General features: G+C 70.6%; 18 protein-coding genes. 13 read left to right on the top strand and 5 right to left on the bottom strand.

Features of this window, described 5'->3' with window-relative positions; genetic code table 11:
* Window positions 1-24: 24 nt before the first annotated feature.
* The 4 genes from AB4Z02_RS16385 to AB4Z02_RS16370 are packed head-to-tail and all read right to left on the bottom strand — an operon-like array spanning window position 25 to window position 4734.
* Window positions 25-1539 carry a mannitol dehydrogenase family protein gene (locus tag AB4Z02_RS16385; protein WP_441972280.1) on the bottom strand — a complete coding sequence of 505 codons (1515 nt, stop codon included), beginning with the start codon at window positions 1537-1539 and terminating at the stop codon, window positions 25-27.
* Window positions 1539-2426, bottom strand: coding sequence for a carbohydrate ABC transporter permease (locus AB4Z02_RS16380; RefSeq protein ID WP_441972278.1), 888 nt, complete (start codon window positions 2424-2426; stop codon window positions 1539-1541). Before AB4Z02_RS16380 ends, AB4Z02_RS16385 begins: the two co-directional genes overlap by 1 nt.
* Window positions 2423-3370, bottom strand: coding sequence for a carbohydrate ABC transporter permease (locus AB4Z02_RS16375; RefSeq protein WP_056884459.1), 948 nt, complete (start codon window positions 3368-3370; stop codon window positions 2423-2425). Before AB4Z02_RS16375 ends, AB4Z02_RS16380 begins: the two co-directional genes overlap by 4 nt.
* Window positions 3370-4734, bottom strand: a complete 1365-nt coding sequence (locus tag AB4Z02_RS16370) for an ABC transporter substrate-binding protein (protein ID WP_441972275.1) — start codon at window positions 4732-4734, stop codon at window positions 3370-3372. The genes AB4Z02_RS16375 and AB4Z02_RS16370 overlap by 1 nt, the downstream gene beginning before the upstream one ends.
* A gap of 150 nt (window positions 4735-4884) precedes the next feature.
* On the opposite strand from AB4Z02_RS16370, the gene AB4Z02_RS16365 reads away from it, so the two are divergent.
* The 11 genes from AB4Z02_RS16365 to AB4Z02_RS16315 all read left to right on the top strand — a co-directional run bounded on the left by AB4Z02_RS16365 (window position 4885) and on the right by AB4Z02_RS16315 (window position 18455).
* Window positions 4885-5844 (top strand): sugar-binding transcriptional regulator, encoded by a 960-nt coding sequence (locus tag AB4Z02_RS16365; protein ID WP_441972273.1) that lies wholly within the window; start codon window positions 4885-4887, stop codon window positions 5842-5844.
* A gap of 76 nt (window positions 5845-5920) precedes the next feature.
* Window positions 5921-6994 carry a LacI family DNA-binding transcriptional regulator gene (locus AB4Z02_RS16360; protein ID WP_235531493.1) on the top strand — a complete coding sequence of 358 codons (1074 nt, stop codon included), beginning with the start codon at window positions 5921-5923 and terminating at the stop codon, window positions 6992-6994.
* 35 nt (window positions 6995-7029) lie between these two features.
* Window positions 7030-8307, top strand: coding sequence for a sugar ABC transporter substrate-binding protein (locus AB4Z02_RS16355; RefSeq protein ID WP_441972271.1), 1278 nt, complete (start codon window positions 7030-7032; stop codon window positions 8305-8307).
* A 2-nt stretch (window positions 8308-8309) separates the two neighbouring features.
* Window positions 8310-9269: a carbohydrate ABC transporter permease gene (locus AB4Z02_RS16350; protein ID WP_441972269.1), complete on the top strand. Its 960-nt coding sequence runs from the start codon at window positions 8310-8312 to the stop codon at window positions 9267-9269.
* Between the two features lie 7 nt (window positions 9270-9276).
* On the top strand, window positions 9277-10098 hold the full coding sequence (locus tag AB4Z02_RS16345; protein WP_441972267.1) for a carbohydrate ABC transporter permease: 822 nt from the start codon (window positions 9277-9279) through the stop codon (window positions 10096-10098).
* 86 nt (window positions 10099-10184) lie between these two features.
* Window positions 10185-11813, top strand: coding sequence for a glucoamylase family protein (locus AB4Z02_RS16340; protein WP_441972265.1), 1629 nt, complete (start codon window positions 10185-10187; stop codon window positions 11811-11813).
* Window positions 11814-11853: 40 nt separating this feature from the next.
* The gene (locus tag AB4Z02_RS16335; RefSeq protein WP_441972263.1) at window positions 11854-13704 is read left to right on the top strand and encodes a glycoside hydrolase family 3 protein; all 1851 of its coding nucleotides are present in this window, start codon (window positions 11854-11856) and stop codon (window positions 13702-13704) included.
* Window positions 13705-13837: 133 nt separating this feature from the next.
* The gene (locus AB4Z02_RS16330) at window positions 13838-15034 is read left to right on the top strand and encodes an ROK family transcriptional regulator (protein ID WP_082590738.1); all 1197 of its coding nucleotides are present in this window, start codon (window positions 13838-13840) and stop codon (window positions 15032-15034) included.
* Window positions 15035-15127: 93 nt separating this feature from the next.
* A complete protein-coding gene (locus tag AB4Z02_RS16325) occupies window positions 15128-16219 on the top strand; it encodes an ABC transporter substrate-binding protein (RefSeq protein ID WP_056884271.1) in 1092 nt (363 codons plus the stop codon).
* 155 nt (window positions 16220-16374) lie between these two features.
* Window positions 16375-17178, top strand: coding sequence for an ATP-binding cassette domain-containing protein (locus AB4Z02_RS16320; protein WP_056884272.1), 804 nt, complete (start codon window positions 16375-16377; stop codon window positions 17176-17178).
* Window positions 17175-18455, top strand: a complete 1281-nt coding sequence (locus AB4Z02_RS16315; RefSeq protein ID WP_056884273.1) for a sugar ABC transporter permease — start codon at window positions 17175-17177, stop codon at window positions 18453-18455. Before AB4Z02_RS16320 ends, AB4Z02_RS16315 begins: the two co-directional genes overlap by 4 nt.
* Before the next feature lie 116 nt (window positions 18456-18571).
* On the opposite strand, the gene AB4Z02_RS16310 is transcribed toward AB4Z02_RS16315, so the two are convergent.
* Complete coding sequence (locus tag AB4Z02_RS16310) at window positions 18572-19630, bottom strand: SGNH/GDSL hydrolase family protein (RefSeq protein ID WP_441972259.1); 1059 nt, start codon at window positions 19628-19630, stop codon at window positions 18572-18574.
* 149 nt (window positions 19631-19779) lie between these two features.
* Here AB4Z02_RS16310 and AB4Z02_RS16305 point away from each other — a divergent pair, with 149 nt between their 5' ends.
* Entirely contained in the window at window positions 19780-20181 is a 402-nt protein-coding gene (locus tag AB4Z02_RS16305) for a YkvA family protein (RefSeq protein WP_441972258.1), read from the top strand.
* Window positions 20182-20335: 154 nt separating this feature from the next.
* The coding region (locus AB4Z02_RS16300) for a hypothetical protein (protein ID WP_441972257.1) at window positions 20336-20523 on the top strand (188 nt) is incomplete at its 3' end.

Genomic DNA, 20523 nt, shown 5'->3' with positions numbered 1-20523 from the left:
GGCTCGGGCGGAGTGGGGCGGTCCTCAGGCCGGCCGCGCGTCGTCGGCCGCCCGAGCCTCCAGCGTTGCCCGCGCCCCGTGCTCGTGCAAGTGCGCGAGCGCAGCCGTGTACGCAGCCGCGAAGCGCTCGTCCTCGGCGAGGTCGCCGAACAGGTCGCGGTCACGGATGAACGCCAGCGGGTCCTCGCGCTGGTGTGCGGCCGCGGCCATGACGCGGTCCTTGAGCCGGTCGACCACCTCGACGGGCTCGCCCCGCTCGTCGCGCCCCTCGGCGTACCGCGCCCAGGAGGCGACCACGAGCGCGGACCGCTCGATCTCGCCGCCGTCACGGAGGTTGGCCCGGATGACGGGCACCAGCCACTTGGGGATGCGGTCAGAGGACTCCGCGCAGAGGCGGGCCAGGGTGTCGCGGACCTCGGCGTTGGCGAACCGCTCGACGAGCTCGTGGCGGTAGGCGTCGAGGTCGACCCCCGGCACCGGCGGCAGCGTGGGGCTGCCCTCGCGCTCCATGTAGGCCAGCAGGAAGTTCGCGAACAGCGGGTCCTGGCAGACCTCGTGGGCGTAGCGGTAGCCGGCGAGGTGGCCGAGGTAGCAGAGGGCCTGGTGGCTGGCGTTGAGCAGCCGCAGCTTCATCAGCTCGTAGGGCACGACGTCGTCGACCATCTGCACGCCGGCGTCCTCGAACGGCGGCCGCCCCTGGCCGAAGCGGTCCTCGAGCACCCACTGGGTGAAGGGCTCGCAGACGACGGGCCAGCCGTCCTCGACGCCGAACTCCTCGCGCAGCCGCTCGATGTCCTCGGGGGCGGTCACCGGGGTGATGCGGTCGACCATGCAGTTGGGGAAGGCGACGTGCTCCTCCATCCAGTCCGCGAGCCCGGGGTCCTTGAGCCGGGCGAACGCGCAGATCATCCGCTTGGCGACGTCGCCGTTGTCGGGCAGGTTGTCGCAGCTCATGACCGTGAACGGCTCGCGGCCCTCGCGCCGCCGGCGGTCCAGGGCCGCCGTGATGAAGCCGAACACGGTCGAGGGAGCCTGGCCCCCCGCGAAGTCCGCGGCGAGGTCGCCCTGGATGCCCGGGTCCTGCGCGTCGAACTCGCCCGTCACCTGGTTGACGAGGTAGCCGCCCTCGGTGATGGTCGTGGACACGATGCGGGTGCGCTCGTCGACCAGCCGGTCGACGACGCCCCGGGGGTCGTCGGGCGCGAACCTCAGCTCGACGATGCTGCCGATGACGCGGGGCTCCAGCCGGCCGTCGGGGTGCTTGACGACCAGCGTGTAGAGCCCGTCCTGCGCCTCGAGGGTCTCGATGATGCGCCGGTCCCGGGGGAGGGCGCCCACACCACACAGCCCCCAGTCGAGCGCCTCGCCCCGGTTCATGAGGGCGTCGAGGTACATCGCCTGGTGGGCCCGGTGGAACCCGCCGACCCCGAAGTGCACGATCCCCGCGGTCACCTGTGACCGGTCGTACGCCGGCCTGGCCACCCGCTCGTCGAGGTCACCGATCGTCTTGTCGGACAGGGGGATCGAGGTCGGTCCCATTACTTGACGGCTCCCATCGACAGGCCCTGGACGAGCTTGTCCTGGGCGGCGAAGCCGGCGGCGAGCACCGGCAGCGACACCACGAAGGATGCCGCGCAGACCTTGGCGAGGAACAGGCCCTGGCTGGTCACGAACCCGGTGAGGAACACCGGTGCCGTGCCGGCCACCGTGCTGGTGAGCACTCGCGCGAGCAGCAGCTCGTTCCAGCTGAAGATGAAGCAGATCAGCGCAGCCGAGGCGATCCCCGGCATGACGACCGGCGCGACGATGTCCCGCAGCGTCCGGGGGAGCGAGGCGCCGTCGACCGAGGCCGCCTCCAGCATCTCCACCGGCACCTCGGCGAGGAACGAGCGCAGCATCCAGATCGCGATGGGCAGGTTCATCGAGGTGTAGAGCAGGATGAGCCACCAGATGTTGTCGAGCAGGCCGACCTTCTGCGCGAACAGGTAGAGCGGCAGGATGCCCGCGACGACCGGCAGCATCTTGGTGGAGAGGAAGAAGAACAGGACGTCGGTCCACTTCTTCACCGGCCGGATCGACAGCGCGTAGGCCGCCGGGAACGCCAGCAGCAGCACGAGCGCCGTCGACAGGACGCTGGCCGTCAGCGAGTTGAGCAGCGGCGGCCAGGGGCCGGCGTCGAAGAACGACCGGTAGCCGTCGAGGGATAGTGGCGCGAACAGGTCGGGCGGGTTCTTGGCGGCGTCGTTCTCGTTGTGGAAGGAGGTCAGGACCATCCACAGCACGGGCAGGGCGAAGAGGACGCCGACGACCCACGCGAGGGCTGACAGCAGCACCCCGCTGCGCGGCGGCCTGGCGTGGCGGACCTCCTGGGGCCGTGCGGCCCGCGTGGTGGAAGCCCCTTCGGCGGGGGTGGAGGTGGTGCTCATCGTGACTCCTCCTTGAACAGGCTGAACGCGGTGCGCAGGGCTGCGGTCGCGATGAGGATCGTGCCGATGACGACGACGACACCTGCCGCCGAGGCGCGGCCGTAGTCCTGCGCGGTGTAGAAGGTCTGGTAGATGAAGTAGGGCAGGTTGGCCGTGCCGAGGCCGCCACTGGTGATGGTGAAGACGTGGTCGAAGTTCTGGACCACGTAGATGGCGCCGAGCAGGGCCGACAGCTCGATGTACTGGCGCAGGTGCGGCAGCGTCATCGACCGGAAGATCTGCCACGAGCTCGCGCCGTCGATGCGTGCGGCCTCGACCACGTCCAGCGGCCGGCTCTGCAGCCCGGCCAGCAGGATCAGCATCATGAACGGCGTCCACTGCCAGACGAGCGCCGCGACGATGGCGGCGAGCGGGTTGTTGGTGATCCAGTCCGGCTGGGGGGCGTTGTCGCCGAAGACCGCTTTGAGCAGCCCGTTGAAGAGGCCGTACTCCGGGTTGTACAGCGCGTGCTTCCACAGCAGGGCCGCAGCCACCGGGACGACGAGGAAGGGCGTGATCATCATGGTGCGCACGACGCCCCGGCCCAGGAACTTGCGGTCGAGCAGCAGGGCGATGCACAGGCCCAGCACCAGGCTCACGAGGACGACTGCGACGGTGAGCAGGATGGTGACCAGCACCGCCGACCGCGTGTTGGTGTCGGTGAAGACCCGGGCGAAGTTGTCGAACCCGGTGAACCCCCGCTCGTCCGGGTAGTAGGCGTTCCAGTTCATGAACGAGATGACCAGGGTTGCCACGAACGGCAGCTGGGTCATGACGATCACGAAGATCAGCGCAGGCAGCAGTGGCGCCCGGCGGGCCCAGTCCCCCGAGCGCTTCAACGCCGTGCTGGGCACGGGTCCACGTCCATGCTCCGTGTCGGGTCTGGTCGCGGTGCTCGACGCCATCACTGCCCCCTCGACTGGTAGCGCTCGGCGACGTCGTCGGCGAGCTTCTGGCCCTTGTCGAGGGCCTCCTTGACGGTGGTCTTGCCGGCGATCGCCGAGCTCACGTCCTGGCTCACCTGGGTGCCGAGGTCGGGGAACTCGGGGATGTCGACGAACTGGATGCCGATCGCCGGCCGCGGCTGCACGCCGGGGTTCTCGGGGTCGGCTGCCTCGATCGCGGCCTTGGTCGGCTCGGCGAAGGCGGAGGCGACCTCGAGGTAGTCGGCGTTCTCGTAGGTGGAGGCCCGCTTGCCGGCCGGCACCTTGGTCCAGCCGAGCTGGGAGCCGACGAGCTCCTCGTACTGCTTGCTGCTCGCCCAGGAGATGAACTTCCAGGCGTTGTCCTTCTTGGTGCTCGCCTGCTGGATGGACCACGACCAGGCGTAGAGCCAGCCGGAGCTGTCGGTCTTCACGACCGGGGCCGGCGCGTAGCCGAACTTGCCCTTGGTGGGGGAGTCGTCGGCCTCGAGCGACCCGGCGGCGGACGTCGCGTCGTACCACATGGCGACGTTGCCCTGGACGAGGTTGTTCAGGCACTCGGTGAACCCGGCCTGGGGGGCGCCCTTCTCGCCGTGGGCCCGCACCAGGTCGACGTAGAACTGCACGGCCGCCCGGAACTCCGGTGAGCCCACGCCCGGCGTCCAGTCCTGGTTGAACCACGTCCCGCCGAAGGTGTTGACGACGGTGGTCAGGGGCGCGAACAACTGGCCCCAGCCGGGCTGCCCGCGCAGGCAGATGCCCTTCATCCCGGGCTCCGCGCCGTCGACCTTCGCGGCGATGTCGGCCACCTGCTGCCAGGTGGGCCGCGCCGGCATGGTGACGCCCTTCTTGGCCAGGACGTCCTTGCGGTACATCAGGAAGGAGGACTCGCCGTAGAAGGGCTCGCCGTAGACCTTGCCGTTGCTGGACAGTGACGTGGTCATCGGCTTGAGGATGTCGCCCTGGTCGAAGGCAGTGTCCTTGGCGAGGTAGCCGTCGAGCGGCGCGATCCACTTGGCCTTGGCGTAGATCGGGATCTCGAAGTTGCTCAGCGACGCGACGTCGTACTGGCCCGCCTGGCTGGAGAACTCCTGGCTGATCTTGTCGCGGACGTCGTTCTCGGGCAGCACGGTGAAGTTGACCCGGATGCCGGTCTGCTTGGTGAAGTTCGCGGCGGTGAGCTTCTGCAGGTCGACCATCTGCGGGTTGTTGACCATCAGCACGTTGATGCTGTCGGCGCCGCCACCGCCTGCTCCGCCACCGCCCCACCCGGCGCAGGCCGAGAGGCTGAGGGCCAGGCCGGCCGCCGAGGCGACCAGCACCACCCTGGGGTTCCGACTGTGCACGTGTCCTCCTCCGTCGCCGCTGGCGGCTCCTGGTTGACCGGCGCTCATATGAGCGAAATGATGCGCAAACGAGTACTCTGAGTAAATCGGCGCTCCCTCCGCCTGTCAACGGCGAGAATGCGCTGGAGTGCAGGGACTGCATGAACTCGCATGGAAGGAGTGGTGGCCGTGGTGGATGACGGGCCGGCAGAGCTGGTGCTGCTCGCTGCCGTCGCGCGCCGCCACTACCTGCACCAGCAGTCGAAGGTCGAGATCGCCGAGGAGCTCGGCATCAGTCGCTTCAAGGTCGCCCGGCTGCTCGAGTCCGCCCGCGACCGCGGCCTCGTGCGGATCGAGATCGTCCGCCAGGGGTCCCTCGACGTCGACGCCTCGGCCCGGCTGCAGGAGCGGTTCGGCCTGGCCCACGCGGTGGTGGTCGACACGGCCGACGCCGACCCGGTCGCGGTGCGTCAGCAGCTCGGCAAGGCTGCCGCGGACCTGCTCTCGGAGGTGCTGACGGAGGACGACGTCCTGGGCCTGCCGTGGTCGCGCAACGTGCACGCCATGGTCGGCGCGCTGACCTCGCTGCCCCGGGTCGAGGTGGTCCAGCTGACGGGCGCGATCGCCCTGCCGGACTTCGACAGCAGTGCGGTGGACATCGTCCGTCGCGCCGCCCGGCTCGGGGGCGGCAGTGCCCGGGTCTTCTACGCGCCGTTCGTCCTCGACAGCAGGGCCAGCGCCGACGCCCTGCGGCGCCAGCCCGCCGTCGCCGAGGGTCTCGCGCGCGCCTCGGCGGTCACCAAGGCCGTCGTGGGGATCGGCCACTGGAGCCCCGGCGGCTCGACGATCCACGACCTGCTCGACGCGCACGAGCGGGCCGAGCTCGCCGCTCGCGGCGTCGTCGGCGAGCTCGCTGGCGTCTTCTTCGACGCACACGGAAAACCGTTGCGGGCCAAGGTCGCTGGACGCCTGATCACCATCGATGCGGAGGCGCTCCGCGCCATACCCGAGGTCGTCGCCGTGGCCTCCGGCGCACCCAAGGGGCCCGCCGTCCGGGCCGCCCTGGAGGGCCGCCTCGTGCAGGGCCTCGTCGTCGACCACGAGCTGGCCGACGCCCTCCTCGCCGGCTGAGGACCCCTTGCCAGAGGCCTCGCGGCTGTGGCATGGTCGTCGTTTGTAAGCGCTTTCAACGATGAGAGGCAGCCCAGTGGCCACCAGCTCGGGACCCCCGACGAGGCACCCCGCGGGAGCGACGATCTACTCCGTCGCCGAGCGCGCCGGTGTGTCGATCGCGTCGGTGTCCCGGGTGCTCCAGGGCTCCCAAGCGGTCTCCGAGAAGACCCGGGCGCGGGTCCTGCAGGCAGCCGAGGAGCTGCGCTACGTGCCGCTCGCCGCGGCCCGCAGCCTCGCCGTCCGCCACCACGAGGCCCACGGGCTCGTGCTCCCCGAGCTCTCCGGTCCCTACTACTCCGAGCTGCTCATGGGCTTCGAGTCGCGGGCTGCCGAGCTCGGCCAGAGTGTCGTGCTGATGCTGGCGCAGGGCAAGAAGGACGTGCCGCAGGCCGTGCGCAAGCTGGCCACCCGGGTCGACGGCATCGCCATGCTCGGCTCCTCTGCCATCCCCGACGAGACCGTGACCGCGCTCGGGGGCTCCAAGCCGGTCGTGCTCATCGCCGGTGACCAGACCCCCGCCGTCGACACCGTCCGGGCCGAGAACACCGCAAGCGCCCGGGAGGTCACGGCCCACGTGCTGGGCCACGGCCGCACCCGCCTGCTCTTCGCCGGTGACCCCGCCGCCGGTCCCGACATCCGCGACCGCTACGCGGGTTTCGTCGCCGCGCACGACGACGCCGGGCTCGACGCCCAACCGCCCGTGCCGGTGGCGCTGCGCGAGGACGAGGGCACCGCCCTGGCCGACCGGCTCCTGAAGGGCGACCTCGACGCCGACGCCCTGGTGTGCGCCAACGACGAGCTCGCGCTGGCCGTCATGGTGCGGCTGCGCGAGGGCGGGCTCAGCGTGCCCGACGACGTCGCCGTGGTCGGCTGGGACGACGTGATGACCGCCCGCTACGTCGTGCCGGGCCTGACCACCGTCCGCCAGCCGGTGCGCGAGCTGGGCGCCCGCGCCGCCGACCTGCTCCACGAGCGCATCACCGGCTCGGCCGTGCCCCACAGCGCCCAGGTCATCCCCACCCACCTCGTCATCCGCTCGTCGTGCGGCTGCCCGCCCACGACGCCCACCCACCCCGCACCTGCGGCGCGCCCGCGCCGTACCCCCTGATGGCTCTCCCTCCCCCCACGAAAGAGAGAACACCGATGAGACGCACCCCCGCGATCGCGGTCGCGACCCTGACCGTCGCCGCTCTGGCCCTGAGCGCCTGTGGCCGTGACGACGCTGCTGCCGGCGGCGGCAGCACGCAGAAGGCCAAGGACATCAGCAGCGGCAAGGCCACCGGCACGCTGACCGTCTGGGCGATGGGCGCCGAGGGGGACAAGCTGCCCGACCTGGTCAAGGAGTTCGAGGCTGCCAACCCGGGCGTCAAGGTCAACGTGACCGCGATCCCGTGGGACTCGGCCCACGACAAGTTCACGACCGCCATCACCGCCGGCACCACGCCCGACGCGGCGATGGTCGGCAGCACCTGGATGGGCGAGTTCGCCGGCCTCGACGCGCTGGACCCCGTGCCCCCGTCGATCGACACCTCCGCCTTCTTCGAGGGCGCGCAGAAGACCAACGAGGTCAACGGCACCGACTTCGGCATCCCCTGGTACGTCGAGACGCGGCTCATCTACTACCGCACCGACCTGGCCAAGAAGGCCGGCATCACCACGCCCCCCACCGACTGGGACGGCCTCAAGGCGATGGCGAAGGCGATGCAGACCAAGGGCGGCGCCAAGTACGGCATGGGCTTCCAGGCCGGCGGCCAGGGGTCCTGGCAGTCGATCATGCCGTTCGCGTGGTCGAACGACGCCAACCTCACCAAGGACGGCGGCAAGGCCTACAACTTCGACGACCCGAAGATCCTCGAGGCGGTGAAGTACTACCAGAGCTACTTCACCGAGGGCATCTCCGACAAGGCCGCCCCCAACACGCCCACGACCGAGCCGGACTTCAAGAGCGGCCGCGTCCCGATGTTCATCTCCGGCCCGTGGATGATGTCGGCCGTCGAGAAGGTCGGTGTGAAGAAGGACCAGTACGACGTCATGCAGATCCCTGCCAAGACGAAGTCCTCCTCGTTCGTCGGCGGCTCCAACTTCGCCGTCTTCAAGAAGTCCAAGAACCGCGACAGCGCCTGGAAGCTGGTCAAGTGGCTGGCCGACCCCAAGGTGCAGGCGAAGTGGTACGGCATGTCGACCGACCTGCCCTCGGTCAAGAGCGCGTGGGACGACCCGTCGATCTCCGGTGACGACAAGCTGGCCAAGTTCGGCAAGCAGCTCGAGACGGCCCAGGCCCCGCCGACCTTCCCCACCTGGGAGCAGGTCGTGACCGGCTTCGACACCGAGATGGAGAAGGTGACCAAGCAGGGCGCCGACCCTGCTGCCGCCCTCAAGTCGGCCCAGCAGCAGGCCGAGTCGATCGGCACCGGCCAGTAACCATGAGTGCCCCCACGGTGACCACCCCGCGCGGGGGGACGGGCGACTCCAGCCCGTCCCCCCGCCGGGGCGGCGCGACCGGACGGTCGGGACCTCGACAGGGCCTGGCGGCCTGGGTCCTGGCGCTGCCGTTCTGCCTGCTCTTCCTCGTCTTCACGGCGTGGCCGGTGCTGCAGTCGCTGTTCATGAGCTTCACCGACACCAGGTCCCGCGACCTGCGGACGCCGTTCGCGGTGGACGTCGTCGGGCTCGAGAACTACGCGAAGGCCTTCTCCGACCCCATCTTCCGCAAGGCGATGCTCAACACCGCGTACTTCGTCGTCGTGGGCGTCCCGCTCACGCTGCTGATGGCCCTCGCCGCAGCGGTGGCGCTGGACCGGGGCATCCGCCGGCTGCGCGGCCTGTTCCGGCTCGGCTTCTACACCCCCGTCATCACCTCGATCGTCGCGGTGGCCGTGGTCTGGCGGTTCCTGCTCGAGCGCGACTACGGCCTCATCAACACCGCCCTCGGCTGGGTCGGCATCGACGGGCCCAACTGGCTCGGCGACCCCCATTGGGCCATGCCCGGGCTCATCCTCATGGCCTCCTGGCGCAACTTCGGCACCGGCATGATCATCTTCCTCGCCGGGCTGCAGGCCGTGCCGTGGATGCTCCACGAGGCCGCCGCCATCGACGGTGCCGGGGCCTGGCGCCGGTTCCGCCACATCACCCTGCCGCTGCTGCGCCCGACGATGCTGTTCGTCTCCGTGACGACCGGCATCGGCTACCTGCAGTTCTTCGAGGAGCCGTTCGTCATGACCAACGGCGGCCCGCTCAACAGCACGATCTCCATGTCCATGTACACGTACCGGCAGTTCGGGTTCGGCAACTACGGGCTGGCCGCGGCGATGAGCTACATCATCTTCGTCATCGTCGCCGTCGTCACCGCGATCCAGTTCCGGCTGCTGCGAGAGAACACGTGAGGACGTCATGACCCGGACCCGTTCCCAGTGGTGGCTCTACATCGTCCTGACCCTGGCGCTGCTCGCCGTGATCGCGCCGTTCGTGTGGATGGTGCTCGGCAGCTTCAAGACCCAGGGCGAGCTGCTGCAGAACCCGCCGACATGGTGGCCGCAGACGGCGACGCTCGACAACTACACGCGCCTGTTCTCGCGGCTCAACTTCTCGCAGTACTTCGTCAACTCGACGGTCGTGGCCGTCGCCGTGACCGCCGGCAACCTCATCTTCTGCTCGATGGTCGGGTACGCGCTGGCGATGCTCGACTTCCCGGGTCGCCGGGCCCTGTTCCTCCTCGTGATGGGCACCCTGCTCATCCCCGGGGTCGTGACCTTCGTGCCGCTGTTCGTCCTGGTGACCAACGTCGGCCTGTCCAACAGCCTGCCGGGTCTGATCCTGCCGTTCCTCGTCAGCCCGTTCGGCGTCTTCCTCATGCGGCAGTACATCAGCGGCCTGCCCCGCGACCTGCTCGACGCGGGCCGGGTCGACGGGGCGAGCGAGCTGCGCATCTTCGGCCGGATCTTCCTGCCGCTGTGCGGGCCTGCCCTCGCGACGCTCGGGATCCTCACCTTCCTCGGCTCGTGGAACAACTTCCTGTGGCCCCTCGTCGTCGCGCAGGAGGAGAGCAAGTACACCCTCCCGGTCGCCCTCGCCCTCTACTCCAAGGGCCAGAACTCCACGCAGTACGGCCTGCTCCTCGCCGGGGCGACTGTCGTGGTCATCCCCGTCCTCGCGATCTTCCTCGCCTTCCAGCGCCGCTTCATCGAGGGCATCGCCACCACCGGCATCAAGTGACCGACCTCCACCAGTGAACGCACCGTGACCGACACCGGCCCTCTTCGGGCGGCCCGGTGAACCCCCACCGAACGGAGCTCCACCTCATGGCACAGACGGCACCCCTCCACGTCCCTTCCCGCCGGCAGCTGCTCGTCGGCGTCACGGCCACCGCGGCCGTCGGCCTCACCGCCGGCCGCGCGGCCGCGACCCCCACCCTCGCCGGGGCCACCAAGGGGGCTCCGGCCTTCGTGCGCGGGGCCGCCACCTCCACCGCCGCCCAGCAGGACCGGGTACGCCGCTGGGCCGCGGACACGTGGCACAGCCTGGTCGCGATGACCGACCCGGGGACCGGCCTGCCGGCCGACAACATCAGCGAGGGCCTCACCGCCGGCGACCGCTCCGGGTACACCTCGCCGACCAACATCGGCGGCTACCTCTGGTCCGCCGTCGTGGCTCGTGAGCTCGGGATCATCTCGCGCGGCGAGTGCACCCGGCGCCTGCTGCAGACGCTGCACACGCTGTCGCGGATGGAGCACCACGAGCCGAGCGGCATGTACTACAACTGGTACGACGAGGCGACGGGCGCCAAGCTCACCGCGTGGCCTGGGACCGGCGACCGGGTCTACCCGTTCCTGTCCAGCGTCGACAACGGCTGGCTCGGCGCCGCCCTGCGGGTCGTCATGTCGGCTGATCCCGGCGCTGCCCCGGTGGCCGGTCGGCTGTTCGGCCGGATGCGCTGGGACATGTTCTACGACAACGACACCGCGCACCCCGGGGTGCGTCCCGGCGGCCTCATCCACGGCGGGTTCTACGACGCCCCGCCGCCGCCCGGGTTCTCCGGTTACACCGGCAACCACATCGGCTCGGGCCCCGACGTCTGGTACACCAACCACCACTACGACACCACGGTCTCCGAGACCCGCATCACCAGCTACCTCGGTATCCTCACCGGGCAGATCCCGGGTGAGCAGTACTACGCGACGTGGCGCACCTTCCCCGAGACCTGCGACTGGGCCTGGCCCGAGATGCAGCCCGTCGGCGAGCACCGCACCTACCTGGGCCTCGACGTCTACGAGGGCGCCTACACCTACCGCGGCATGCACATCGTCCCCGGCTGGGGCGGGAGCATGTTCGAGGAGCTCATGCCCGACGTCTTCGTGCCCGAGTCGAGCTGGGCGCCCCGCAGCTGGGGTCTCAACCACCCGCTGCACGTCCGGGCCCAGCGCGAGCACGGGCTGCTCGAAGCGGGTTACGGCTACTGGGGTTTCTCGCCGTCGAGCGACCCGTTCGACAACTACCGCGAGTACGGCGTGGACCAGCTCGGCATGAACCCCGACGGCTACTTCTCGGACAAGGAGAAGACCAACGTGGACGCCGGGTTCGGCGACTGCCGCGAGGGCACCAACCCCCACCCCGCCTTCGGTGACGGCGTCGTCACGCCGCACGCGTCCTTCCTCGCGATGATGCACGAGCCCGCCGAGGCGTTCGCCAACCTGGCGAAGGTCGAGGACGAGCTCGGGGCGTACGGTGCGGGTGGCTTCTTCGACGCCGTGGCCGTCCGGTCGGGCACGATCGCACGCCGCTACCTGTCCCTCGACCAGGCCATGGTCATGGGCGCCATCGGCAACGTGCTGGGGGACAACGTGATCCGACGCGCCTTCAGCACCAGGGACGTCGAGCGCGCCCTGCGCCCGGTCATCGGGCTCGAGGAGTTCGGCGCGGGCCGCGCCTGACGACCCCACCGCCACACCCCACCACCACTGAGAGGAACCGATGCAGCCGGAACGCCAGACCTCACCCGAGGGGGTCGCCTACCGCGACCTCAACGGCAACGGCCGGATGGACCCCTACGAGGACCCCCGGCTGCCCGTCGAGGAGCGCGTCGAGGACCTCCTGGGCCGCCTCTCGCTGGAGGAGAAGGCGGGGCTGATGTTCCACACCGTCATCGAGGCGGGGATCGACGGCACGGTGCTCGAGCACCCCGGGGCCATCAGCAAGTCGCCGACGAGCGAGGTGGTGCTCAGCAAGCACCTCACGCACTTCAACGTGCACGCGCTCGACGACGCCCGGATGGCGGCCCGGTGGCACAACGCGCTGCAGGCGCTGGCCGAGCAGACGCCGCACGGCATCCCCGTGACCGTCTCCACAGACCCGCGCCACGCGTTCATCGAGAACGCCGGGGTCTCCTTCACCGCCAAGGCGTTCTCGCAGTGGCCCGAGCCGCTCGGCCTCGCCGCGCTGCGGGACGCCGAGGCCGTGCGCGAGTTCGGCGACATCGCCCGGAAGGAGTACCGCGCCGTCGGGATCCGGGCCGCCCTGCACCCGACGCTCGACCTCGCCACGGAACCGCGCTGGGCGCGCCAGGCTGGGACGTTCGGCCAGGACCCCGACCTCGTCACCGAGCTCGGCGTCGCCTACCTCAAGGGTTTCCAGGGGGAGGCGCTCGGCCCGGACAGCGTCGCGTGCACCAGCAAGCACTTCCCGGGTGGTGGTCCGCAGAAGGACGGCGAGGACGCGCACTTCCCCTACGGCCGCGAGCAGGTCTATCCCGGCGGCCGCTTCGCCGACCACCTCAAGCCGTTCCCCCCGGTCATCGAGGCCGGGACCGCGGCGATCATGCCCTACTACGGCATGCCCGTCGGGCTCGAGGTCGACGGTGAGCCGATCGAGGCGGTGGGCTTCGGCTACAACCGCCAGATCGTCACCGGCCTGCTGCGTGAGCGCCTCGGCTACGACGGTGTCGTCGTCACCGACTGGGAGCTCGTCAACGACAACCACGTCGGCGACCAGGTGCTGCCGGCCAGGGCGTGGGGGGTGGAGCACCTCGACCCGCACGGGCGGATGGAGCTCATCCTGCACGCCGGGGCCGACCAGTTCGGCGGTGAGGAGTGCGTCGAGATCCTGCTCGAGCTCGTCAAGGAGGGCCGGGTCACCGAGGAGCGCATCGACGAGTCGGCCCGCCGCCTGCTCGCGGTGAAGTTCCGGCTCGGGTTGTTCGACGACCCCTACGTCGACGAGGACCTCGCCGCCACCACGGTGGGACGCGAGGACTTCCGCGAGGCGGGGTACGCCGCGCAGGCCCGGTCCGTGACGGTGCTCCAGGACGGCTCCGGCGACCTCGCCCCCGTCCTGCCGCTGGCTCGTGGCCGGAAGGTCTACGCGGAGAACGTCTCGGACGAGGCGCTGGCCGCGGTCGGCACCCGCGTGGCGACCCCCGAGGAGGCCGACGTCGCCCTGGTGCGGCTCATGGCGCCGTTCGAGCCCCGGTCGGACCTGTTCCTCGAGTCATGGTTCCACCAGGGCTCGCTGGACTTCCCGCCCGGCCTGGTGGCGCGGCTGGCCCGCGTCGCAGCCCACTGCCCGCTGGTCGTCGACGTCGTCCTCGACCGGCCGGCGGTGCTGACCCCGCTGCTGACCTTCGCGAGTGCGGTGGTCGGCAGCTACGGGACGTCGGACGCAGCGCTGCTCGACGCCCTCACCGGCACCATCCCACCCGTGGGGCGGCTGCCTTTCGACCTGCCGCGCTCGATGGAGGACGTCCGGCGCAAGGGCGAGGACGTCCCGGGGTTCGCCGACCCCCTGTTCCCTTTCGGCCACGGGCTCGCCCTGCGCGACCCCTCCTGAGACCACCGGGCCCCGACCTGCCGACCCCCTGCTGCAGCGTCGGGGCCCGGTGCCCCGCGTCCCGGCACGCTCCCGGTCCGTCCGCCCGTGTCGGGTCTACCCAAGGCAGGCCCCGTCCCCTTATGTTTAAGCCGTGAACCCATCCACGGCGGCCCCTGGCTCGCAGGCGTCGCTGCGTGAAGCCAACCGGCTCCGCGTGCTCGAGGCCCTGCGCGACCAGGGTGCGATGACCCAGGTGGAGATCGCGGGGTTCACCGGCCTCAGCCCGGCGACGGTCTCCAACGTCGTCAAGGACCTCGACGCCGTGGGGGCGGTCGAGCTCGAGCCGAGCATCCGCAACGGCCGTCGCGCCGTCCTCGTCTCCCTGGCCACGGGGAACACGCTGCTGGCCGGCATCGCCTTCGGCGACCGCGACGTGCGGGTGGCGATCGGCACCGGCCCGCGCGACATCATCGGCCGCCAGCGCATGCCGCTGCCCGCGGACCACGCCGCCGACGAGGGGATGGAGCGCGCCGTACGCCTGCTGCTGGACCTGGTCGAGAAGGCCGGCAAGACCATGGGCGACGTCCGCGCGGTCGGCGTCGGCATCCCCGCGCCCGTCGACCGGGTGTCAGGCCAGGTGGGCAGTGAGAGCATCCTCCCGGGGTGGCGAGGGGTCGCTGTCGGGCAGGAGATGGCCGGGCGGCTGCAGGCGCCGGTCGACGTCGACAACACCTCCAACCTCGCAGCGCTGGGCGAGCTGAGGTGCGGCGTGCTGCAAGGGGTTCAGCACGGTGTCTACATCAAGCTGTCGCACGGCGTGGGCGCCGGGCTCATCCTCGACGGCGACATCTTCCGCGGTGCTGCGGGCACGGCGGGGGAGATCGGGCACCTGACGATCGACGAGAACGGTCCGGTCTGCCGGTGCGGCAACCGCGGCTGCCTCGAGACCTACATCGGGTCGCGGGGGCTGCTCGAGTCGCTTGCCGCCTCGCACGGCCCCCTGAGCCTGCGCGACGTCATCCACCGTGCCCTCGCCGGGGACGCAGGCTGCCGCCGGGTGCTCGAGGACGCCGGACGCCACCTCGGGGTGGCGGTCGCCGGGGTGGTCAACCTCGTCAACCCCGAGGTCGTCGTGCTCGGGGGGCAGCTCTCCAAGGTGGGGGCGATCATCACCACGCCCATGCGCGCCTCACTTGAGCGCTGCGCCATACCCAGTGCGACCGCCTCGCTGGTCGTGCGCCTCGGGGAGCTCGACACCGACGCCGACGTCGTGGGCGCGCTGGTGGCTGCCGGGGCCCTGCTGCCCGCCACCGAGGGCGCGCTGGTCAGCCCTGTGGTCACGTCTTGAATTCAACTCTTGACGTCAATGGGGTTGCGGCGCTTAACTCGACCCACGCCCGCACCACCGTGGATGCCGGTGTCTGACCAAGGGAGTTCAGCAATGCCCACCCGATCCATTCGTCTCACCGGGGCCGCTCTCGTGGCTGGCCTCGGCATCGCGACCCTCGCCGCCTGTGGCGGCAGCGGCTCCTCCTCCGACAGCAGCTCGTCCTCCGGCGGCGGTGGCGGCAGCGCCAAGAAGATCGCGCTCCTCCTGCCCGAGTCCAAGACGACCCGCTACGAGACCTTCGACCGGCCGCTGTTCCAGGCCGCCGTCAAGAAGGACTGCGCCTCGTGCTCGATCATCTACAGCAACGCCGACCAGGACGCGAGCAAGCAGCAGCAGCAGGCCGAGGCCGCGCTGACCCAGGGCGCCAACGTCCTGGTCCTCGACCCGGTCGACGGCAAGGCCGCAGCGGCGATCGCCGCCAGTGCCAAGAGCCAGGGCGTCCCCGTCATCGCCTACGACCGCTTCATCGCCGGTGTCGACTACTACGTGTCCTTCGACAACGAGACCGTCGGCAAGATCCAGGCCCAGACGCTGGTCGACATCATCAAGAAGGGCGGCAAGACCTCCGGCGACATCGTCATGATCAACGGCTCGCCCACCGACCCCAACGCCGCCAGCTTCAAGAAGGGCGCGCACAGCGTCATCGACTCGAGCGGCTTCAAGGTCGCGGCCGAGTACGACACCCCGGACTGGAGCCCCGACAAGGCGCAGGCCTGGATGGAGGGCCAGATCTCGGCCGTCAAGGGCAACCTCGTCGGCGTCTACGCGGCCAACGACGGCACCGGTGGCGGCGCCATCGCCGCCCTCAAGGCCGGCGGCGTCAAGCCCCTGCCGCCCGTCACCGGCCAGGACTCCGAGCTCGCCGCCATCCAGCGGATCCTCGCGGGCGACCAGGCGATGACCATCTACAAGCCGGTCCCGCCGGAGGCCGAGGCCGCCGCCAAGGCCGCGATCGCCCTCGCCAACAAGCAGAAGCCGGCGTCGACCAAGGACGTCGAGGGTGTGCCGTCGACGATCCTCGACCCGATCGCCGTCACCAAGGACACCGTCAAGGACACCATCGTCAAGGACAACGTCTACAAGGTGGCCGACATCTGCACCGGCTCTTTCGCTGCCGCGTGCACCGCGGCAGGCTTGAGCTGACCCGTCTCCCGTGGGTGGGGCGTGCCGCTGCGGCCGTCCCACCCACGGGCTCACTGCGTACCCCGTCGTCCCGCCCCGCGGCGGGCGGCGGGACCGCACCGCGACCGCCCTCGCTCGGCGTCGCAGCCCCACCCGGAACCACCTGAAGGACTGACATGACCGCGACCCTCTCGCCGGCGACGACAGCCGTCCTGTCGCTGTCCGGTGTATCGAAGCGCTTCGGCGCAGTGCAGGCGCTCAAGGACATCGACTTCGACGTCCACGCCGGGGAGGTCGTCGCCCTCGTGGGTGACAACGGCGCGGGCAAGTCGACGCTCGTCAAGACCATCGCCGGCGTCTACACGCCCGACGAGGGCGCGATGACCTTCGACGGCCTGCCGGCCTCGGTGTCGAGCCCGGCGGAGGCGCAGGAGCTCGGGATCGCCACGGTGTTCCAGGACCTGGCGCTCTGCGACAACCTCGACGTCGTGGCGAACCTGTTCCTCGGCCGCGAGCTCTACACCGGCCGCGCGCTCGACGAGGTGACCATGGAGCAGGAGTCGTGGCGGCTGCTGCGCCAGCTGAGCGCCAAGATCCCGTCGGTCCGCATCCCCGTCGCCAGCCTCTCCGGTGGCCAGCGCCAGACCGTCGCGATCGCCCGCTCGCTGCTCGGCGCGCCGAAGGTCGTGATGCTCGACGAGCCCACGGCCGCGCTGGGTGTCGCGCAGACCGCGGAGGTGCTCAACCTCGTCGAGCGGCTGCGCGAGAACGGCCTCGGCGTCATCCTCATCAGCCACAACATGTCCGACGTCATGGCGGTCGCCGACCGCGTCAACGTGCTGCGGCTCGGCCGCAACAACGGCGTCTTCAACGTCAGCCAGACCAGCAGCCAGGAGATCATCGCCGCCATCACCGGGGCGACGACCAACGCCGTCTCGCAGCGGGCCGCCCGCCGCGAGTCGCAGGAGGAGCAGTCATGAGCGCGTCCACGCCGACCCCCGAGGCGCAGGCTCCCGCCGACGCCACCGCAGCACTGCCCGCCGACCTGCAGGACGAGCGCCTCATCGCCTCCCAGGGCATCGGTGGCTTCCTGCGCGTCTTCCTCTCCCGCCTGCGCAGCGGTGACCTCGGCTCGCTGCCGGTCGTCGTCGGGCTCATCGTCATCTGGGGCGCGTTCCAGATGCAGAACAGCGCCTTCCTCTCCAGCCGCAACCTGGTCAACCTCACCCAGCAGAGCGCCGCCACCGGCACCATCGCCCTCGGCATCGTGCTCGTGCTGCTGCTCGGCGAGATCGACCTGTCCGTCGGGTCGATCAGCGGTCTGTCAGCGGCCATCCTCGCAGTCGGGTTCGTCGGCCACGGCTGGTCGCTGCCGCTGGCTATCCTCGCCGCGATCGCCTCGGGTGCGGTCATCGGCGCGGTCTACGGGCTCCTCTACACGCGCTTCGGGGTGCCCAGCTTCGTCATCACCCTGGCCGGTCTCCTCGGCTTCCTCGGCCTCCAGCTCAAGGTCCTGGGCCAGGAGGGGTCGATCAACATCCCGTTCGACTCCGGCCTGGTCAAGTTCGCGCAGGCGAGCTTCCTGTCCGACGCCGCCGCCTACGTCGTCGTGGTCGCCGCGGTAGCGGTGTACGCCGCCACGCGACTGCGCTCCAACCAGCGTCGCGCGGCTGCCGGGCTGTCCACGACCCCGGTGGTCACCCTCGCCGTGCGCGCCGTCGCGCTGCTCCTGCTGTTGGCCATCCCGGTCTACATCCTCAACCGCGACCGCGGCGTCTCCTACATGTTCCTGCTGTTCGTCGCCCTCGTCGTGGTGTTCGACTTCGTGATCCGGCGCACCCGCTGGGGCCGCTCGGTCCTGGCCATCGGCGGCAACGTCGAGGCCGCCCGCCGTGCCGGCATCAACGTGCGCGCCGTCTACGTCTCGGTGTTCGTGTTCTGCTCGTCGCTGGCCGCCCTCGGTGGCCTCCTCGCAGCGGGGCGCCTCGCCGCAGCCAACCAGAGCAGTGGTGGCGGTGACGTCAACCTCAACGCCATCGCTGCGGCGGTCATCGGCGGCACCAGCCTCTTCGGCGGTCGTGGCACGGCGTACTCGGCCCTGCTCGGGATCCTCGTGATCCAGTCGATCTCCAACGGCCTCAGCCTGGTCAACCTCGGGTCGCCCGAGCGCTACATGATCACCGGTGGCGTCCTGCTGCTAGCGGTCATCATCGACTCGCTGTCCCGTCGGAGCCGGGCCTCGCACGGCCGCGCCTGACCCTGCGCGTCTGACACCAACAGACGAGTGCGGCGCCACACCTCGACGGTGTGGCGCCGCACTCGTGTTCCAGCGGTTCGTGCTTCAGCGGGTGTGCGTGAGCGGCTTGGTCTGCGTCAGCGGGCTGCCTGCGCCTGGGCCTGCTTCGCCTGGCGTGCCGACCACATCCGGTCTGCGGCATCGATGCTCGCCCGGCTCGACAGGTCGACACCGGCGCGCTTCGCCGCCGCCTTCATCTGCGGTGACCCGAGGTCGGGCGCGCGGAACTCCTTCGGCGTGATGGAGGCGTCGGTCGCGGCATACCGGCGCTGTTGCGTCGCAAGGCGGTCCGCGCTCTGCGACGCGAGGCGGAGGGTGGTCGCCGTGGACCTGAAGGCGCTGCCGGTCAGCGGCGTGCTGACCGTGGGGGCGTAGCCGTCGCGGTGCCCGGCGATGTTGGGGTGGTAGCTCTCCGTGATCGGGTTGGAGAGCCCGTTGAGCCACTCGGGGCTGTCGCAGACGGCGTGGCCGACGAAGCGGCTCGTCGGGTTGGCGAAGGTGAAGCCCTTCCCGGACGCCTGGGCCGAGGTCTTGCTGTTGAGCAGGTCGGCCATCGCGTTGAGGCGCGTCTCCTCGGCGGGGGAGAACCACGTGAACGCGTTGCAGTCCTCGCCCATGAAGATCCGCGGGTAGCCCACGACGACGACCTTGGCGTTCGGCGCCTTGGCCCGGATCGACGAGTACAGCGTCGAAAGGCGGCCGGGAAGGACGTTGTCGATGATGTACTGCGCGTCGTCGATGGCGCCGTTGCAGTCGCTGGCCCAGCCGGGCTGGGCGCACTCGGTGAGGACGTCGGCGAACCCGGCGTCGTTGCCGCCGACGGAGATGCTCACCTTGGTCGTCGAGGCCGAGAGCGCGCTGAGCTGGGTGCTGGTCACGTCTGCGACGGTGGCACCCGAGCAGGCCCGGAAGTTCAGGGTCAGGCCCTTGCTCGCCGCGATGAGCGAGGGGTAGGCGTACACCGACCGCTGGCACGACGTGCCGTCATTGAGGTAGGACCGCGTCCCCGTTCCGGACGAGTACGAGTCGCCTAGTGCGACATAGGATCCCGCGGCCTGCGCGGGTAGTGCTGTAAGAGTCAGCGCGGAGGCGGCCCCCAGCGCCGCGATCGCGCCGAACGTCCGGGTCATCGCCATTGACATCTCCCCTGCGGTTCGGTGTGACGGTGCTCGCACAGTAGGACCGGGGGGTGGCCCATGACGGTTCGGCGCCGAACCCTTGCCAACTTCTTACCGCGCCATGACCGGCGCGGTCGGCGACGGAGCGCCCCTGCGAGACTGGCCGCATGTGGCGCGAGGTGGTGGTGGCGGTCGTCGCGGGCCTCTTCGTCACCTGGCTGGCGGTGGTCGCAGCCCTGCTCGTCGTGCGGCCGCGCGGGTCGCTGTTGAAGGAGTCGGTGCGCCTGCTGCCGGACCTGCTCCGGCTGCTGCGGGACCTGGCCGCCGACCGGAGCCAGCCGCGCAGCGTCCGCGTCCGGCTGGCGCTGCTCCTCGGCTACCTCGCGCTGCCGTTCGACCTCGTCCCCGACTTCCTGCCGGTCATCGGCTACGCGGACGACGTGGTGGTGGTCGTCTGGACGCTCCGGTCGGTCGTCCGGGTGGTCGGCCTGTCCGAGCTGCGGCGGCACTGGCGCGGGACCGACGACGGCTTCGAGGCCCTGCGCAAGGTCGCCGGCCTCCCCGGGTAGGAAGGACGGACGTCCCACGACGGGCGTCCAGCCCCACGAGCACCCTGACCAGCGGAAACGAACGCTCCACCGGTGGCGCTGTACCGGGATGTGACATAGGAAGGACACCGGCGGTGCGACGACGCCCGTCACCCGAGACAGAGGGAGCAGAGCCATGAGCGAGACCCCCAGCAGCCCCACCGACGACCTGAGTGCCGGCGAGGGCCAGGCGGACGGCGGCGCCAACCCCGGCGGCCAGGACGGTGGCGCGGACGGCGGTGCGGACGGTGGCGCCGACGGCGGTGCGGACGGCGGCGCCGACGGCGGTGCGGACGGTGGCGCCGACGGCGGTGCGGACGGCGG

Origin of the sequence: Pedococcus sp. 2YAF34 (assembly GCF_052114585.1) — a bacterium.
Classification (GTDB): domain Bacteria; phylum Actinomycetota; class Actinomycetes; order Actinomycetales; family Dermatophilaceae; genus Pedococcus.
Note: the sequence above shows the minus strand (reverse complement) of the source record. Positions and strands in the feature narration are given on the sequence as shown.

What these genes read in the sequence shown, in the direction of transcription:
- AB4Z02_RS16385 (WP_441972280.1), bottom strand. Translation starts at nt 1,539, where the DNA reads ATGGGACCGACCTCGATCCCCCTGTCCGACAAGACGATCGGTGACCTC.
- AB4Z02_RS16380 (WP_441972278.1), bottom strand. Translation starts at nt 2,426, where the DNA reads ATGAGCACCACCTCCACCCCCGCCGAAGGGGCTTCCACCACGCGGGCC.
- AB4Z02_RS16375 (WP_056884459.1), bottom strand. Translation starts at nt 3,370, where the DNA reads ATGGCGTCGAGCACCGCGACCAGACCCGACACGGAGCATGGACGTGGA.
- AB4Z02_RS16365 (WP_441972273.1), top strand. Translation starts at nt 4,885, where the DNA reads ATGGAAGGAGTGGTGGCCGTGGTGGATGACGGGCCGGCAGAGCTGGTG.
- AB4Z02_RS16355 (WP_441972271.1), top strand. Translation starts at nt 7,030, where the DNA reads ATGAGACGCACCCCCGCGATCGCGGTCGCGACCCTGACCGTCGCCGCT.
- AB4Z02_RS16350 (WP_441972269.1), top strand. Translation starts at nt 8,310, where the DNA reads ATGAGTGCCCCCACGGTGACCACCCCGCGCGGGGGGACGGGCGACTCC.
- AB4Z02_RS16345 (WP_441972267.1), top strand. Translation starts at nt 9,277, where the DNA reads ATGACCCGGACCCGTTCCCAGTGGTGGCTCTACATCGTCCTGACCCTG.
- AB4Z02_RS16340 (WP_441972265.1), top strand. Translation starts at nt 10,185, where the DNA reads ATGGCACAGACGGCACCCCTCCACGTCCCTTCCCGCCGGCAGCTGCTC.
- AB4Z02_RS16335 (WP_441972263.1), top strand. Translation starts at nt 11,854, where the DNA reads ATGCAGCCGGAACGCCAGACCTCACCCGAGGGGGTCGCCTACCGCGAC.
- AB4Z02_RS16325 (WP_056884271.1), top strand. Translation starts at nt 15,128, where the DNA reads ATGCCCACCCGATCCATTCGTCTCACCGGGGCCGCTCTCGTGGCTGGC.
- AB4Z02_RS16320 (WP_056884272.1), top strand. Translation starts at nt 16,375, where the DNA reads ATGACCGCGACCCTCTCGCCGGCGACGACAGCCGTCCTGTCGCTGTCC.
- AB4Z02_RS16315 (WP_056884273.1), top strand. Translation starts at nt 17,175, where the DNA reads ATGAGCGCGTCCACGCCGACCCCCGAGGCGCAGGCTCCCGCCGACGCC.
- AB4Z02_RS16310 (WP_441972259.1), bottom strand. Translation starts at nt 19,630, where the DNA reads ATGGCGATGACCCGGACGTTCGGCGCGATCGCGGCGCTGGGGGCCGCC.
- AB4Z02_RS16305 (WP_441972258.1), top strand. Translation starts at nt 19,780, where the DNA reads ATGTGGCGCGAGGTGGTGGTGGCGGTCGTCGCGGGCCTCTTCGTCACC.